Here is a 15,042-nt window from a genome sequence, read left to right on the forward strand (position 1 = left end):
GCTCAGTCGCCGGGCGTCCCGCTCTGCTCTTCTTTCTTGCGCCGGCTCGCCTTCTTCGGCTCGCGCCGCGGGCCTTCCACCAGCCGCACCACTACGCCCCAGAGCGTGCGAACATCCTGCTCGGTCATGTTCATGCGGTGGAACATGTTGCGCAGATTGCGCGACATCACCGGCTTCTTCGTCTCGGGACGGAAGAATTGCCGCTCGTCGAGATGCTTCTCCAGATAGTCGAAGAAAGCGAGCGTCATCTCGCGGGTGGCGGGCGGCGAGCGCTCGGTGACGTCGAAGGGCAGCGTCTCGCCATGAGCGAAGCGGAACCATTCATAGCCGGTGAGCAGCACAGCTTGCGCCAGATTGAGCGAAGCATAGGCGGGATTGACCGGAAAGGTCAGGATCGAATCGGCGAGCGCGACATCGTCATTGTCGAGCCCCGTGCGCTCCGGCCCGAACATCACGCCATGACGCTCGCCCGCGGCGAGACGCACGACTGTATCGGACATTGCGGTCGCGGGCGTCACCACGGGCTTCACCTGGCCGCGCCCGCGCGCCGTCGCCGCATAGACGAAGGTAAGATCGGCGATCGCCTCGCGCACATTCTCGTAGAGCTTGGCGGAATCGAGCAGATGCGCGGCGCCGGCGGCGGCGGCGTAGGAGGCCTCGCGATAGACAGGATCGCGCGTCGGCCAGCCCTCGCGCGGCGCGACGAGCCGTAGATCCGAGAGGCCGAAATTGGCCATGGCGCGCGCGCACATGCCGATATTGACGGCGAGCTGCGGCCGCACGAGCACGATGGTCGGCCCGCCTTCGAGCTTTGGCTTGGTGTGGTCGGTTCCAGCGCCGGTCATCGATCAGGCGTCGTCTTCGAAGAACGCATCTATGTCGCGGCGCCCATGCAGTATGTTGACGATTTCCAGCGCGCTTTCGCGATAGATCATGAAGATCATATATCCCCGAAACGGAAAGCTCCTCAAACCGGGGGACAGCTCGTCGCGCGGCCGACCGAGAAGAATCGGCAAAGCGGCCATTTTTTCGCACTGCTCGACGAGTTGCTCGATGATGTCGCGCGCTCGAACGAGATCATCCATCCGATCCGACAGATACAGAAAAATCTCATCCAAATTTCGGAGCGCGGCGTCGGTCATCGTCAACTCGCGCATCTATTTCCCTCGCCGCCTTCAGTTCCCGGTATTTTTCGTCGATATGTGCGCGAACGTCCTCGGCGGAATGTGAGCCCCCCTCTGCGAGCGACGCCTCTATCGTCTCGCGCAGCGCCTTCAGCTTCGCCTCGCGCTCCTCCACGAGACGCAGGCCCTCGCGCATCACCTCGGTGGCCGAGGCGTAGCGGCCCTGCTTGACCAGGGAGTCGATGAACTCTTCCCAATGCTTGCCGACGGATACGTTCATGGCGAGCCTCCTCGGCGGATTATAGCACGATATGCGCATAACGTGCTATTGCGGGCGCCGTCGGCTTTTCTCTCGGCGCGAGCGCGCCGTAGGCGTCGGCGCCTGAACATTCGGCAGCAGTCGATCAAAATCGCTGTCACGAGACGCGCAAACCGCTTCGCCTCGCAGATTTGCCCATGGCGCCTGCTTTGCCTCGCGCGTTACGCGCGCTATAAGGCCGGCGGCTCACGCGGGGAGAGGCATTTTATGAGCAAGATCAAGGTCGAGAATCCGGTCGTCGAGCTCGACGGCGACGAGATGACCCGGATCATCTGGGCCTATATCAAAGACAAGCTCATCTATCCCTATCTCGATCTCGAGCTGCTCTATTACGATCTCTCGATCCAGAATCGCGATGCAACCAACGACCAGGTGACGATCGACGCGGCCGAGGCGATCAAGACGCATGGCGTCGGCGTCAAATGCGCCACCATCACGCCGGACGAAGCCCGCGTGCAGGAATTCGGCCTGAAAGAAATGTGGAAGTCGCCCAATGGCACGATCCGCAATATTCTGGGCGGCGTCATCTTCCGCGAGCCGATCATCTGCAAGAACGTCCCTCGCCTCGTGCCCGGCTGGACGCAGCCCATCGTCATCGGCCGCCACGCCTTCGGCGATCAATATCGCGCCGTCGATTTCCGCACGCCCGGCAAGGGCCGCCTCACGATCAAATTCGAGGGCGACGACGGGACGGTGATCGAGAAGGAAGTGTTCCGCTTCCCCGGCGCCGGCGTCGCCATGGCGATGTACAATCTCGACGAGTTGATCCGCGAATTCGCGCGCGCCTCGATGAATTTTGCGCTGAACCGCAAGTTCCCGCTCTATCTCTCGACCAAGAACACGATTTTGAAAGCCTATGACGGGCGCTTCAAGGATTTGTTCCAGGAAGTGTTCGACGCCGAGTTCAAAGCGCAATTCCAGGCGCAGGGTCTCACCTATGAGCATCGCCTCATCGACGATATGGTCGCCTCGGCGCTCAAATGGTCCGGCGGCTATGTGTGGGCCTGCAAGAATTACGACGGCGACGTGCAGTCGGACACGGTGGCGCAGGGCTTCGGCTCGCTCGGCCTGATGACCAGCGTGCTGATGACGCCGGATGGCAAGACCGTCGAGGCGGAGGCCGCGCATGGCACGGTGACGCGTCACTATCGCGAGCATCAGAAGGGCCATGCAACCTCGACCAATTCCATCGCCTCCATCTTCGCCTGGACGCGCGCGCTCGCGCATCGCGCCAAGCTCGACGGCAATGAGGCGTTGGCGCGCTTCGCTCTGACTCTGGAAGAGGTCTGCGTCTCCACAGTGGAGCAGGGCTTCATGACCAAGGATCTGGCGCTGCTCGTCGGCCATAATCAGAAATGGCTGTCGACCACCGGCTTCCTGGACAAGATCGATTCCAACCTCGCAGCCGCGCTTTCGCTCGGAAAATAAGGGATCGACGAAGTGATTGTGCTACCCGAGCGGCGCGGCTATATAGACGCCGCGTTCAGGCTTAGGGAGGATTCGCGGCAATGGCGGTGGATCTAGACGCTAGCTACAGACCGTCCGAGCAAGAAGATTTCATGAACGATCGGCAGCGCGAGTATTTTCGGCGCAAGCTGCTCGCGTGGAAGGACGAGATACTGCAGGAGAGCCGCGACACGCTCGCCACTCTGCAGAGCGAGAACGAGAACCATCCCGACCTCGCCGATCGCGCTTCATCGGAGACCGATCGGGCGATCGAGCTGCGCGCCCGCGACCGGCAGCGCAAGCTCATTTCCAAGATCGACGCCGCTTTGTCGCGGCTCGAGGACGGCACCTATGGCTATTGCGAAGAGACCGGCGAGCCGATTTCGCTGAAGCGGCTCGACGCGAGGCCGATCGCCACTCTGTCGATCGAGGCGCAGGAGCGGCACGAGCGCCGCGAGCGCGTCTACCGGGACGACTGAACGGGCAGCTTCGATCTTTCGAAAGATCCGAACAGGGATAAAAAACAGCGCCCGCGGAGAATTCCGCGGGCGCTGTTTTTGTCGGTTCAGGGTTTCGATTCCGGACGGCCGAGCAGTCGCGCCATTTCCGCCTCGAGCGAGTCGAGCGGATCGACGGGCGGAGCCGGCGGCGGCTCTTCCGGCGGCGGAGGAGGGGGCGGCGGCTCGACGACGACCTCCTGCGGCGGAAGCTCGGGAGCGGGCGGCGGCGGCTCGACGGCCGACGGCGGCGCCGGCTTGGCGGCGCGCGACAGGAAGGGCGGCGGGGCTGGACGCGGCGGGCGCGGCGTGGGGGTAAAGGGCGGCCGCTGCGGCGTGAAGCGCGGCGTTCCCGCGCGCGCGGGCGCCTCGGGAGCGGCTGGCGGCGCCGGCGGCTTGGACGGCGGCGGGCCGAATAAATCCGGCGGCAGCGGCGCGAGGCCGGGCGCCTGAGGCGGCGCGGCCGGCTCCGGCTTCGGCGCCTCGCTCTCTATCGAAGGAGCGGAGGGGCCGAGCGGCGGCAGGACGGGCGCGGGCGCCTGAGGCGCGGCCGGGCCGAGCGGCCAGCCCGGGCCGGCGGCCTCTTTCTCGCGTGGGCGCGGCTCGCGCGCCTCGACGCGGCTGATCGAGGCCTCGACCAGAAGATCATTGGGCCCGCCGATGAGCAGAAGATGCTCGACATTGTCGCGCCGCACGATGACCAGCTGGCGGTCGCCGTCGACGTCGAAAGTATCGACGATATCGAGGCGGCGCGGCCGGTTGCGCGGCCCAGGAGCCTTGATGCGTCGTCCGAACAGGAGCCGGTAGATGTAGACGAGCAGCAGCGCCGCGAACAGGAACGCGACAATTGCGGCGAGTATCGGCAGGAGTTGCGACTGTGTGATGCTGGACGGCATGAATCGATTTTTCTTTCGTCGTGACGCGGCGCGAGAATGCAGTCTATCGGCGTTGGACGCAAGCGCGCCTCAAAGGTTAAACAATGGTTAATAGGGCGAGCTTCGTGATTCGCGCTTGTGGAAAATGCGCAAGGACATTGCCATCGGCTCCGGCCGGGGCCATTGTTCCGCGTGATTCTGCCTGCGCCGTGGCGCTTTGCCCGGCGCAGGAGCACAGCCGAGACGATACCCGTGACCGACAGGACGGCGCCGCCCGCTTACGACCGCACCGAACGCCCCGGAAACGTCGGCCTGGTTCTGGCTCTCGCCATCGCCCTCGTTGGCGCGATCGTCGTCGCCTCTCTGCTGCCGGCGCCGGCGGCACCCAAATTCGCCGTCGGCCTCTTGGCGCTGCTCGCCGTCGCGGGGGTTTTCTGCGCCTTCGCCTATGCCGTTGGTTTTTTACGCTTTCCTGGCCGCTCCACGCATCTCGACATCGCCCGGCGGATCGCCGATTCCTTCTCCGAGGGACTGCTCGTCACCGAGGGCGACACGCAGATCGTCTACGCCAATGACGCCTATCTCGAGCTATGCGGATCGCGCGATCCGGCCGGGCTGCTGACAGTCGAGCGACTGTTCTCGGGCCCGGCGGAAGTGTCCGAGGCGATCTACCGCCTCGCCCAGGCCTCGCGCGCCGGACGCGCCCACGCCGAGGATGTGCGCCTCGTCCCGCCGCTCACGGGCGACGCCGAGGTCGGCTGGTATCGCATTCGCGTGCGTCCCCTCGGGCGCGACGGCGCGCGCCACACGAATCTGTGGACAGTCGTCGACGCCACCGCCGACCGCCAGCGCCAGGAGAATGTCTTTCAGGAGCTCCAGCACGCGATCGACTTTCTCGATCACGCGCCGGCGGGCTTTTTCTCGGCCGGCCCGGACGGGGCGATCTCCTATATGAACAAGACGCTGGCGGGCTGGCTCGGCTACGACCTCACCCAGGTCGGCTCGGGCGGCGTCTCGCTCGCCGATATCGTCGCCAATAATGGCTCGACGCTGCTCACTGCCATCACCGGCGGCTCGGGCGAGGTGCGCACTGCGCAGATCGACCTCGATCTGAAGCGCCGCAACGGCCGCTCTCTGCCGGTGCGGCTGCTGCATCGCGTCGCCTTCGGCCAGGACGGCGCGCCGGGCGCCTCGCGGACCTTGGTGCTCAACCGCACCGCTGGCGAGGAGCCGGAGGAGGATCTGCGCGCCGCCGAAGTGCGTTTCGCGCGTTTCTTCAATTCGACTCCCATGGCGATCGCCGCCGTCGATCCCGACGGCAAGGTCACGCGCTCCAACGCCGCCTTCGCCAAGCTGCTGCCGCAGGCGCTGAAGGGCGCAGCCGCCTGGCCCGTGTTGGCCAGCGTCGTCGAGCGCGACCGCGCCGCGCTGAAAGAGGCTATGGCCGCGGCTCTCGACAATCGCGGCGACGTGCCGCCCATCGACGCCGCCCTCGAGGAGGAGGATGGATTGCCGACGCGCTCGGCGCGCTTCTTCGTCGCCCCCTCGGAGGACGCCGGCAAGAAGGGCGCGACCATCTATGCGCTCGACACCACCGAGCATCGCAAGCTGCAGGAGGGCTTCGCCCAATCGCAGAAAATGCAGGCGGTCGGCCAGCTCGCCGGCGGCGTCGCGCATGATTTCAACAATATGCTCACCGCCATCATCGGCTATTCGGACCTGCTGCTCGCCAATCACCGGCCGACCGATCCGTCCTTCCAGGACATTATCCAGATCAAGCAGACGGCCAATCGCGCCGCCGGCCTCACGCGCCAGCTGCTCGCCTTTTCGCGCCGCCAGACCTTGCGCCCGCAGGTGCTGCAGCTCGGCGACGTTCTCACGGAACTGCAGCTGCTGCTGCGCCGGCTCGTCGGCGAGAAGGTCGAGGTCGATCTGAAGCACGGCCGCGACCTGTGGTTCGTGAAGGCCGACATCAATCAATTCGAGCAGGTCATCATCAATCTCGTGGTGAACGCCCGCGACGCGATGCCCGAATCGGGCGGGCGCATCCAATTGCGCACACGCAATGTCGCCGCCGGCGAATGCGGCGCCTTCGGCGAGGCCTCGCTCACGCCGGCCGACTATGTGCTGATCGAGGTCGAGGACAATGGCTCCGGCATTGCGCCGGATGTGATGGCCAAGATTTTCGAGCCCTTCTTCACCACAAAGGAGGTCGGCAAGGGCACCGGCCTCGGCCTCTCCATGGTGTTCGGCATCGTCAAGCAATCGGGCGGCTTTGTCTTCCCGGCCAGCGAGGTCGGGCGCGGCACGGTTTTCCGCATCTTCCTGCCGCGCCATGTGCCGGAGGTCGGCGAGGTTACGGCGAAGCCGGAGGCCGCCAAGCCGGCCGCCGATTACACGGGGCAGGGGACCATATTGCTGGTCGAGGACGAGGACGCCGTCCGCGCCTTCGCGGCGCGGGCGCTGAGCTCGCGCGGCTATAATGTGATGGAGGCCGCCTCAGGCCTCGAGGCGCTGGAAGTGGTGGAGCGCGAGGGCCAGCGCATCGACCTCATCGTTTCCGATGTGGTGATGCCGGAGATGGACGGCCCGGCCATGTTCGCGGAACTGCGCAAGCGCGGCGTCACGGCGAAGGTGGTGTTCGTCTCGGGCTATGCCGAGGAGGCTTTCGCCAAGAATCTGCCCGAGGGGGATTTCGGCTTTTTGCCCAAGCCCTTCAGCCTGAAGCAGCTGATCGAGACGGTGAAGGCGAGCCTTGGGTGAGCTGACAAATGTAAATCGATGTTTTACAATGGCGGCTGGATCGAGTGATCGCGAGCTTTCGGCACAAGGGTCTGAAGCGGCTGTTCGAGCAGGACGATCCAAAGGGCGTCAGCGCCGATCAGGTCCGCAAGATCAAGCAGATCCTCGCTCTGCTGGATATTGCCGAAACGCCGGCGGACATGGATTTGGCGACCTTTCGACTGCATGCGCTCAAAGGTGAGCTGCGTGGCTTCTGGTCGATCACGGTTCGCGCGAATTGGCGGATCGTTTTTCGTTTGGAAAAGGGAGAGGTCTCAGATGTCGACCTCATCGACTATCACTGAGCGAGGCTGGCAATGGCGATGAAAAACCCCCCTCATCCGGGGCAGACCATCGGAGACAGCATCGAGGAAATGGGCGTCTCTGTGAGCGAAGCGGCGAAAGCTCTCGGCGTCACCCGGCAACAGCTACACAATATCATAGCCGGGCGATCGGCGATAACGCCGGAGATGGCGTTCCGCCTGGAGGCGGCGCTCGGAAGCACAGCGGACGCTTGGCTTCGTCTGCAGGCGAACCATGACCTCTCGCTGGTGCGCGCGAGAGCGGGGTCGATCAAGGTCGAACGGCTGGTCCCAAAATCCGCGTGACGACAGAAGGTCGATGTGCGCTCACGCCCTGACGACGCCCAGAAAATCGCCTATATCCGCGCTATGACTCGCACCGCCCTCTACACCGGCTCCTTCGATCCGCTGACCCTCGGCCATTTGGACGTGATCCGGGCCGGAGCGAGCCTCTGCGACCGGCTCGTCATCGCCATTGGCGCGCATCCCGGCAAGACGCCTCTGATCTCGCTAGAGCAGCGCATCGCGCTCATCGAATCCGTCTGCGCCGAGCTCGCGGAGGCCGCTTCCTGCCGTTTCGAGGTGGTCTCCTTCGCCGGGCTCGCGGTGGAGGCGGCGCGCGAGCATGGCGCCGGGCTGATTCTGCGCGGATTGCGCGACGGCGCCGATTTCGACTATGAAATGCAGATGGCGGGGATGAATCTCGCCATGGCCCCGGAGATCAGGACCATTTTTCACCCTTCGTCTCCGGCGGTTCGTCACATTACCGCGACGCTCGTGCGGCAGATCGCCTCGCTCGGAGGCGATGTTTCGGCCTTTGTTCCGCCCGAGGCGGCGGAGGCTCTGCGCCGCGCGCTCTCCAGACGCTGACAGAAAACAACGCAAAGGGAGGCTCGATTGCCTATCGATCGCCGCAGCTTCACGCTCGCCGCTCTCGCCGCCGCTTCCGCCTGCGCCGCCCGCGCCGAGGATGCGCCCGAGCATACGCTCTATCTCGACACCAAGGACGGCCGCATCGTCATCAAGCTGCGCGCCGACATAGCGCCCAAGCATGCGGCGCAAATCGAGACCTTGGCCAAGCGCCATTTCTACGATGGAATCGTCTTCCACCGCGTCATCGACGGTTTCATGGCGCAGACCGGCGATCCGACCGGCACGGGCATGGGCAAATCCGACCTGCCGAATATTCCGGCCGAATTCTCCAAGGAGAAATTCGTGCGCGGCACTCTGGGCATGGCGCGCAGCCAGAACCCGGACTCGGCCAATTCGCAATTCTTCATCTGCCTCGCGCCGGCGCGCTATCTCGAAGAGCAATATACGGTGATCGGCGAGGTCGTCTCCGGCATGGATGTCGTCGACAAGATCAAGAAGGGCGACAAGGCCGACAATGGCAAAGTGTCGAGCCCGGACAAGATCATCAAGCTGCGCCTCGCCGGCGACAATAGCTGATCGCGCCTTCTCGCGCTGCGATCCGAGCGCCTCGGCCCTCGGATTGCTTCGCCGGGCGAAATGTAGAACCGACAGGAGTGGACATGTCCGAAGCCGAAAATCTGAAGCTCGAGACGACGCAGGGCGACGTTTTGATCAAGCTCCGCCCCGATCTCGCGCCCAATCATGTGGCGCATATCAAGAAGCTCGTCTCCGAAGGCTTCTATGATGGAATCGTGTTCCACCGCGTCATCGACGGATTCATGGCGCAGACCGGCTGTCCGCACGGCACCGGCACCGGCGGCTCGAAATATCCCGACCTGAAGCAGGAGTTCAACGCCGAGCCGCATGTGCGCGGCACCTGCTCCATGGCGCGCGCGCAAAACCCCGATTCCGCCAATTCGCAATTCTTCATCTGCTTCGACGACGCCCGCTTCCTCGACAAGAAATATACGGTGTGGGGCCAGGTGATCTCCGGTATGGAGAATGTCGACAAGATCAAGCGCGGCGAGCCGGTCAAGGATCCGGACAAGATCGTCAAGGCCTCGCTGGTCTGATTTTCCGTCGCTCATAAAGGCTCGCGCTCCCTTCTCCCGCTCGCGGGAGAAGGTGGCCCGGCAAAGCCGGGTCGGATGAGGGCTCTCGCCATCGCCCTCGTCGAACAAATTTCGAGGCGGCGCCGATCGAGCGGCGTCGCCCTCATCGGACCCTCTCTGACGCGAGGGCCGCCTTCTCTCACGAGTGGGAGAAGGAGTCGCGCACGCAGGCTTCGCAAAAAAAAACACCCATGCGCGTCGATCTCTTCGATTTCGAGCTTCCGCGAGAGAGGATCGCGCTGCGCCCCGCCGAGCCGCGCGACAGCGCGCGTCTACTCGTCGTTCCGCCGGACGGCGCCTTCCTCGAGCGCTCCATTCGCGATCTGACCGATTTTCTCGCGCCCGGCGATGCGCTCGTCGTCAATGACACGCGCGTCATTCACGCGCGCCTCTCCGGCTTTCGCGCGCGCGGCGAAACGCGCGCCCATATAGAGGCGACGCTCATCGAACGCGTCGCGGCCGATCGCTGGCGCGCGCTGGTCAAGCCGGCGAAGAAGCTCGCTCTCGGCGAGACCGTGCGCTTCGGCGCGGATGGCGCGCTCGCGGCGACAGCGCTCGAGAAGGGCGAGAATGGCGAGATATTGCTCGGCTTCTCGCTCGCGGGCGCCGCCTTGGACGAAGCTGTCGAGGCCGCCGGCGTCATGCCGCTGCCGCCCTATATCGCCGGCCAACGCGCCGCCGACGCGCGCGACGAGACCGATTATCAAACGCTGTTCGCCGCCAATGCCGGCGCCGTCGCCGCGCCGACGGCAGGGCTGCATTTCACGCCGCGCCTCGTCGAAATGCTGCAGGCGAAAGGCGTTTCGCTGCATCGCGTGACGTTGCATGTCGGCGCCGGGACGTTTCTTCCGGTGAAGGTCGAGGACACGGCAGAACATAAGATGCATTCCGAATGGGGCCACATCGACGCCGCCACGGCGCAGGCGCTGAACGAGACGCGCGCGCGAGGAGGGCGCATCGTCGCCGTCGGCACCACCGCACTGCGCGTGCTGGAGAGCGCGGCGCACGCGGACGGAACGCTCGCGGAATTCGCGAGCGAGACGACGATCTTCATCACGCCCGGCTATCGCTTTCGCGCCGTCGATGCGCTGCTCACCAATTTCCATCTGCCGCGCTCGACGCTTTTCATGCTGGTCTGCGCCTTCGCCGGGCTCGAACGCATGAAGGCGGCCTATGCGCATGCGATCGCCTCCGGTTATCGTTTCTATTCCTACGGCGACGCTTGCCTGCTGTTGCGTAAATGAGCGAGCCGGCTTTTCTCGATGTGCGCGTGCTGGCGCTCTGGCGCGACGATCGCACCGAATGTCCGCTGACGCTCGATCTGCGCATAGACGCCGACAGTCGCCGCGTGATCTCGCATTGGGAGACCTTCGGCGCCTGCGATCTTTCCGGCGGCAAATGCCGGCCTTTCGTGCTGCGGCGCGACGGCGCTCTGGATTTCGGCATGGGCGCGGCGGAAGCGTGGCGCACTGATCTACGCAGCGTCGCGATCAAGGTCGGCGAGCGCTTCACAATGCATTGGAACGAGCGCGATTTCGGTGTTTATGAGATCGTCAAAGTGGCGTCTCTCGGCGCCAAGTGCTGACAATGAGAGACGCATGACCGAGCAATTTTCTTTTCGGCTACTCGCGAAAGACGGCGCGGCGCGGCGCGGCCTCGTCTCGACGCCGCGTGGCGACATACGCACGCCGGCCTTCATGCCCGTGGGCACGGCGGCGACGGTCAAGGCGATGTTCCCGCAGGATGTGCGCGCGACCGGCGCCGATATCGTGCTCGGCAATGTCTATCATCTGATGCTGCGCCCCGGCGCGGAGCGCGTCGCCGCGCTCGGCGGGCTGCATAAATTCATGAATTGGCCGCATCCGATCCTCACCGATTCCGGCGGCTTTCAAGTGATGTCGCTGTCCAAGCTGCGCAAGCTGAACGAGGAGGGCGTCGCCTTCCAATCCCATATCGACGGTTCGCGTCACATGCTGACGCCCGAGCGCTCGATGGAGATTCAGCGTCTGCTCGACTCCGACATTCACATGCAATTCGACGAATGCGTGCGCCTGCCTTGCACGGATGCGGAGACGGAGCGCGCCATGCGCCTGTCGCTGCGCTGGGCGGAGCGCTCGCGCAAGGCTTTCGGCGACGCCAAAGGCAAGGCGCTCTTCGGCATAGTGCAGGGCGGCGCTTCGCCGCCGCTGCGCATAGAGAGCGCGAAGGCGCTGGCCGGCATGGATTTCCACGGTCTCGCCATAGGCGGCCTCGCCGTCGGCGAGCCGCAGGATGTGATGCTGGCGATGCTCGACATCGTCATCCCGCATCTGCCCGAGGAGAAGCCGCGCTATCTGATGGGCGTCGGCACGCCGGACGATATCGTGCAATCCGTGCTGCGCGGCGTCGATATGTTCGATTGCGTGATGCCGACGCGCGCCGGGCGCCATGGCCTCGCCTATACGCGCTTCGGCCGCGTGAATCTTCGTAATGCGCGTCATGCCGACGACGCCGCGCCGCTCGATGAAGGCGCCGCTTGCGCCTCGGCGCGCGATTATTCCCGCGCCTATCTGCATCATTTGGTGAAGGCGCAAGAAATCCTCGGCATGATGCTGCTGACGGAAATCAACGTCGCTTATTATCAGGAGCTGATGGCCGGGCTGCGCGAGGCGATAGAGCAGGGGCGGCTCGCCGATTTCATCGCGGAGACGAAGGAAGGCTGGGCGCGCGGAGAGGCGCGCCCATGAGCACTCTTCAGAATTGCTGTATCAAGCGATCGTCGACTCCACCCAGCTGCGGACCCCTCGCAGATAAGCGAGCGCCAAAGCCGTTGGTCCTAGACTAGCGATTTTCACGCAATCGTCTCTGTTCGAGCCGAAGAACGGCTCGACGAGTATGCTCGGCACGTCGTCGAGCGCATACAAAGAGCCGCCTCCCCGATCCGATCGATCGACGAGCGTGACGCCACGGTCGCGCAGGCCAATCGCCTCAACCGTGCTAGACTGGCACGATTCCGCGAGTGCACGCGGTCGTGTGATATCTCGCCGACACAGCACGGACACGCCGGTGGCGCTGGGCGGCCCGCTGTTGAAATGCAACTCGACCGAGCAGCCGGCCTCCCACGCCTTCACTTGATCATAAACAGCTTTGATCTCGGCGCTATAGGACGTGTTGGGCTCACGTAGAAATACTTTGGCTTCGAGATTGTAATGCCAAGCCTCCTCCTTGAGGGCTTGAGCGACTATACTGTTGAAATGAAATTCGTGATCATTGACCGGCGCTTCAGCGAAAGCGCCGGGCGACCTGCGATTGTGCCCGACAACTATGGCGACCCGGAACGATGGTGAGCGCGTTGAGTTCCGATCGCTCTGACCGAGGAGGCGCTCCGCTTCGTCGAGCACGCCGAGCGCGACGGCGACGTAGTTGCTATCGGCGGCGTAACCTTGTCCCGCGATATAACGAAGGTAGCCGGCGGCGTCGTTTTCATACGTCCGATAATCGTCATATGGGCCCGACGAGATGAAATGCCAATATCCTTGAACGAATGAGTCCACCGTGGCGAACTTGCAGTATGTTGTCAGTTCGCCGTCGCTGCCACGGTAATCGACGGGCGTGGCGTATCCCTGCATTCTCTGCCTGAATTTGATTCCGCCGAAATTGAGATGCTGTGTCGCGAGAACGCTCGTTCCTCGCGCGGACTCGACGATCCACTGCGCGAGGCTGGCGGCCTTCAGCGCGGGGGACGCGTCGCTGAAGTTTTTGTAGAAATCGACGAGGTCAGTCCAGATGGACATCGCTTTCTCCTCCAATTTTTTATATCGATCAAAACGAGATTCTAATGGCTAGAACGTTACTTTAGCAGAGGGTCGAGCGAAGCGAAAGCGCAGTCGGGGAGCCGGATGCCGTTTTTCGTCCGAAGGGACATTTGATGTATTCCGGGATGGCGCGATCGACATTCGACATCGCCGATTTGATGCGGGAGGTGACTTGCTTCGACGCTTTCGGCGCGCCGACGCGGCGGATAGAGGAGGAGGGCCTCCTCTATCTCGTCAATGAATTCTGGACCTCGGCGCAAAGGCAGGCGCATTCTCTGCACGAGATCAGCTATCGCGCCTGCTTCAAGCCGCAGCTGCCGGGCTTTTTCATCTCGCGTCTCACCTCGCCGGGCGAGGCTGTGCTCGATCCTTTCATGGGCCGCGGGACCACGCCGCTCGAGGCCGCGTTGCAAGGACGGCGACCCATGGGCGCGGATATCAATCCGCTCTCCATTCTGCTGACGCGCCCGCGCCTCTCGCCGCCGCCGCTCGCGGCCATAGAGAAACGCCTCGTCGAAATCCCTTGGGAGCAAGGCGAGATCGAGCGAAGCGATCTTCTCGTCTTCTATCATCCCGAAACTTTGCGCCGCCTCTGCGCGCTGCGCCGGCATCTGCTTGAGCGCGACACGGATGCGGTCGACGATTGGATTCGCATGGTCGCGATCAATCGCTTGACCGGCCACTCGCCCGGCTTTTTCTCGGTCTATTCGCTGCCGCCGAACCAGGCGGTTTCCGTCGAGGCGCAGGCCAAGATCAACGCCAAGCGCAAGCAGACGCCGCCTTTGCGCGATGTGGCGGCGCTGATCCTGCGCAAATCGCGCGCGCTGCTCGCCGATGGCGCGCCGCCGCCGCATCCGCCCGCCGTGCTCGCCACCAGCGAAGCCTGGCGCGCGCCCTATGCCGGCGACGCGGAAGTACGGCTCGTCGTCACCTCGCCGCCCTTTCTGGACGTTGTGCAATATGCGAGCGACAATTGGATGCGCAATTGGTTCGCCGGCGTCGATACGGATGCGGTCCGCATCTCCGCGCATCGCAGCGAGGCGGACTGGGAGCGGATGGTGCGCGCCTGCCTCGCGGAATTCGCGCGCATCGTCGCACCCGGCGGGCATGTGGCCTTCGAGGTCGGCGAGGTGCGCGGCGGCAAAGTCTTGCTGGAGCGGCTCGTCTGGCGCGCCGCCGAGGGGCTGCCTTTCGAGCGGCTATTCGTGCTGGTGAACAGCCAGAGCTTCACCAAGACCAGCAATTGCTGGGGAGTCGGCAACAACGCCAAAGGCACGAACACGAACCGCGTGGTGACGTTGCGACGGATTTAGCGCCTCAGCCGACCAGCGCGAATGCCGGATGATAATCGACAACGCCGGTCGCGATCGGCGACGCCAGGGGAAGCGCCGAGAACAGCTCCGGCGGACCGCCGATGAAGCGAAGGCCGGCATGGATATCGAATCCGAAGCGGCCGTAATATTTCGGATCGCCGAAGACGACGCAGCCCGCTGCATTCGCGGCGCGCAGGCGTGAGAGCGCAACGCCGATCAGAGCCGCGCCGATTCCTCGCCGTTGACGCTCGGGCAGGACGGCGATCGGACCGAGGCCGAACCAGCCGAGCGAGGCTCCGTCGATCGAGACAGGCGACACGGCGAGATGGCCGACAATGTCGTCATCTTCCGCCACGAGCGACAGCGTCAGGGCGTCGGCCGCGCGAAGCGCGTCGACGAGTTCGCCTTCCCGCCCATTGCTGAATGGATGACCTTCGAAGGCGACGGCGACGACCTTTCGAATCGCGATGCGATCCGCTCCGCTCTCGTCCCGGATGAGCATGTCTCTATGCCTTTGATTGGGCCGATCTCTACGGTAAGACTGACGTCACGCCGCGCCACCGTCAA

General features: G+C 64.2%; 18 protein-coding genes. 12 read left to right on the top strand and 6 right to left on the bottom strand.

Annotated features, from left to right (window positions below; translation table 11 throughout):
* Nucleotides 1–2 precede the first annotated feature (2 nt).
* From KP010_RS02605 to KP010_RS02615, 3 genes are read right to left on the bottom strand one after another with little or no spacing between them, the layout of a single operon-like run.
* Nucleotides 3–845, bottom strand: coding sequence for an RNA methyltransferase (locus KP010_RS02605; RefSeq protein WP_142862374.1), 843 nt, complete (start codon nt 843–845; stop codon nt 3–5).
* 3 nt (nt 846–848) lie between these two features.
* On the bottom strand, nt 849–1,142 hold the full coding sequence (locus KP010_RS02610) for a type II toxin-antitoxin system RelE/ParE family toxin (RefSeq protein ID WP_142862401.1): 294 nt from the start codon (nt 1,140–1,142) through the stop codon (nt 849–851).
* Nucleotides 1,111–1,404, bottom strand: a complete 294-nt coding sequence (locus KP010_RS02615; RefSeq protein WP_142862375.1) for a type II toxin-antitoxin system ParD family antitoxin — start codon at nt 1,402–1,404, stop codon at nt 1,111–1,113. The genes KP010_RS02610 and KP010_RS02615 overlap by 32 nt, the downstream gene beginning before the upstream one ends.
* Before the next feature lie 246 nt (nt 1,405–1,650).
* Between KP010_RS02615 and KP010_RS02620 the strand changes: the two genes are divergently transcribed.
* Together KP010_RS02620 and dksA are read left to right on the top strand one after the other, a co-directional pair.
* Nucleotides 1,651–2,871 carry an NADP-dependent isocitrate dehydrogenase gene (locus KP010_RS02620; protein ID WP_216280392.1) on the top strand — a complete coding sequence of 407 codons (1,221 nt, stop codon included), beginning with the start codon at nt 1,651–1,653 and terminating at the stop codon, nt 2,869–2,871.
* An 80-nt stretch (nt 2,872–2,951) separates the two neighbouring features.
* Nucleotides 2,952–3,368 carry an RNA polymerase-binding protein DksA gene (gene dksA, locus KP010_RS02625; RefSeq protein WP_108917890.1) on the top strand — a complete coding sequence of 139 codons (417 nt, stop codon included), beginning with the start codon at nt 2,952–2,954 and terminating at the stop codon, nt 3,366–3,368.
* Between the two features lie 86 nt (nt 3,369–3,454).
* Here dksA and KP010_RS02630 read toward each other — a convergent pair whose 3' ends face one another.
* Nucleotides 3,455–4,282 carry a flagellar biosynthetic protein FliO gene (locus KP010_RS02630; RefSeq protein WP_216280393.1) on the bottom strand — a complete coding sequence of 276 codons (828 nt, stop codon included), beginning with the start codon at nt 4,280–4,282 and terminating at the stop codon, nt 3,455–3,457.
* Nucleotides 4,283–4,513: 231 nt separating this feature from the next.
* Here KP010_RS02630 and cckA point away from each other — a divergent pair, with 231 nt between their 5' ends.
* From cckA to tgt, 9 genes are all read left to right on the top strand, one after another.
* The gene (cckA, locus tag KP010_RS02635) at nt 4,514–7,024 is read left to right on the top strand and encodes a cell cycle histidine kinase CckA (protein WP_142862378.1); all 2,511 of its coding nucleotides are present in this window, start codon (nt 4,514–4,516) and stop codon (nt 7,022–7,024) included.
* A 44-nt stretch (nt 7,025–7,068) separates the two neighbouring features.
* On the top strand, nt 7,069–7,347 hold the full coding sequence (locus tag KP010_RS02640) for a type II toxin-antitoxin system RelE/ParE family toxin (protein ID WP_142862379.1): 279 nt from the start codon (nt 7,069–7,071) through the stop codon (nt 7,345–7,347).
* Between the two features lie 12 nt (nt 7,348–7,359).
* Entirely contained in the window at nt 7,360–7,650 is a 291-nt protein-coding gene (locus KP010_RS02645; protein WP_024880011.1) for a HigA family addiction module antitoxin, read from the top strand.
* A gap of 63 nt (nt 7,651–7,713) precedes the next feature.
* On the top strand, nt 7,714–8,214 hold the full coding sequence (coaD, locus tag KP010_RS02650) for a pantetheine-phosphate adenylyltransferase (protein WP_142862380.1): 501 nt from the start codon (nt 7,714–7,716) through the stop codon (nt 8,212–8,214).
* 27 nt (nt 8,215–8,241) lie between these two features.
* Complete coding sequence (locus KP010_RS02655; protein WP_142862381.1) at nt 8,242–8,793, top strand: peptidylprolyl isomerase; 552 nt, start codon at nt 8,242–8,244, stop codon at nt 8,791–8,793.
* An 83-nt stretch (nt 8,794–8,876) separates the two neighbouring features.
* Nucleotides 8,877–9,329 carry a peptidylprolyl isomerase gene (locus tag KP010_RS02660; RefSeq protein ID WP_108917895.1) on the top strand — a complete coding sequence of 151 codons (453 nt, stop codon included), beginning with the start codon at nt 8,877–8,879 and terminating at the stop codon, nt 9,327–9,329.
* Between the two features lie 230 nt (nt 9,330–9,559).
* Nucleotides 9,560–10,612 carry a tRNA preQ1(34) S-adenosylmethionine ribosyltransferase-isomerase QueA gene (queA, locus tag KP010_RS02665; RefSeq protein ID WP_216280394.1) on the top strand — a complete coding sequence of 351 codons (1,053 nt, stop codon included), beginning with the start codon at nt 9,560–9,562 and terminating at the stop codon, nt 10,610–10,612.
* Complete coding sequence (locus KP010_RS02670; RefSeq protein WP_142862383.1) at nt 10,609–10,953, top strand: hypothetical protein; 345 nt, start codon at nt 10,609–10,611, stop codon at nt 10,951–10,953. Before queA ends, KP010_RS02670 begins: the two co-directional genes overlap by 4 nt.
* 13 nt (nt 10,954–10,966) lie before the next feature.
* On the top strand, nt 10,967–12,094 hold the full coding sequence (gene tgt / locus KP010_RS02675; RefSeq protein ID WP_142862384.1) for a tRNA guanosine(34) transglycosylase Tgt: 1,128 nt from the start codon (nt 10,967–10,969) through the stop codon (nt 12,092–12,094).
* 21 nt (nt 12,095–12,115) lie between these two features.
* Here the strand turns inward: tgt and KP010_RS02680 are convergent, their stop codons facing one another.
* A complete protein-coding gene (locus KP010_RS02680; protein WP_142862385.1) occupies nt 12,116–13,141 on the bottom strand; it encodes an N-acetylmuramoyl-L-alanine amidase in 1,026 nt (341 codons plus the stop codon).
* Between the two features lie 146 nt (nt 13,142–13,287).
* On the opposite strand from KP010_RS02680, the gene KP010_RS02685 reads away from it, so the two are divergent.
* A complete protein-coding gene (locus tag KP010_RS02685; RefSeq protein ID WP_253203523.1) occupies nt 13,288–14,475 on the top strand; it encodes a DNA methyltransferase in 1,188 nt (395 codons plus the stop codon).
* A gap of 4 nt (nt 14,476–14,479) precedes the next feature.
* On the opposite strand, the gene KP010_RS02690 is transcribed toward KP010_RS02685, so the two are convergent.
* Entirely contained in the window at nt 14,480–14,977 is a 498-nt protein-coding gene (locus KP010_RS02690; RefSeq protein WP_142862387.1) for a GNAT family N-acetyltransferase, read from the bottom strand.
* Between the last annotated feature and the right edge of the window lie 65 nt (nt 14,978–15,042).

It is taken from the genome of Methylosinus sp. KRF6, from assembly GCF_018887255.1.
GTDB lineage: Bacteria > Pseudomonadota > Alphaproteobacteria > Rhizobiales > Beijerinckiaceae > Methylosinus > Methylosinus sporium.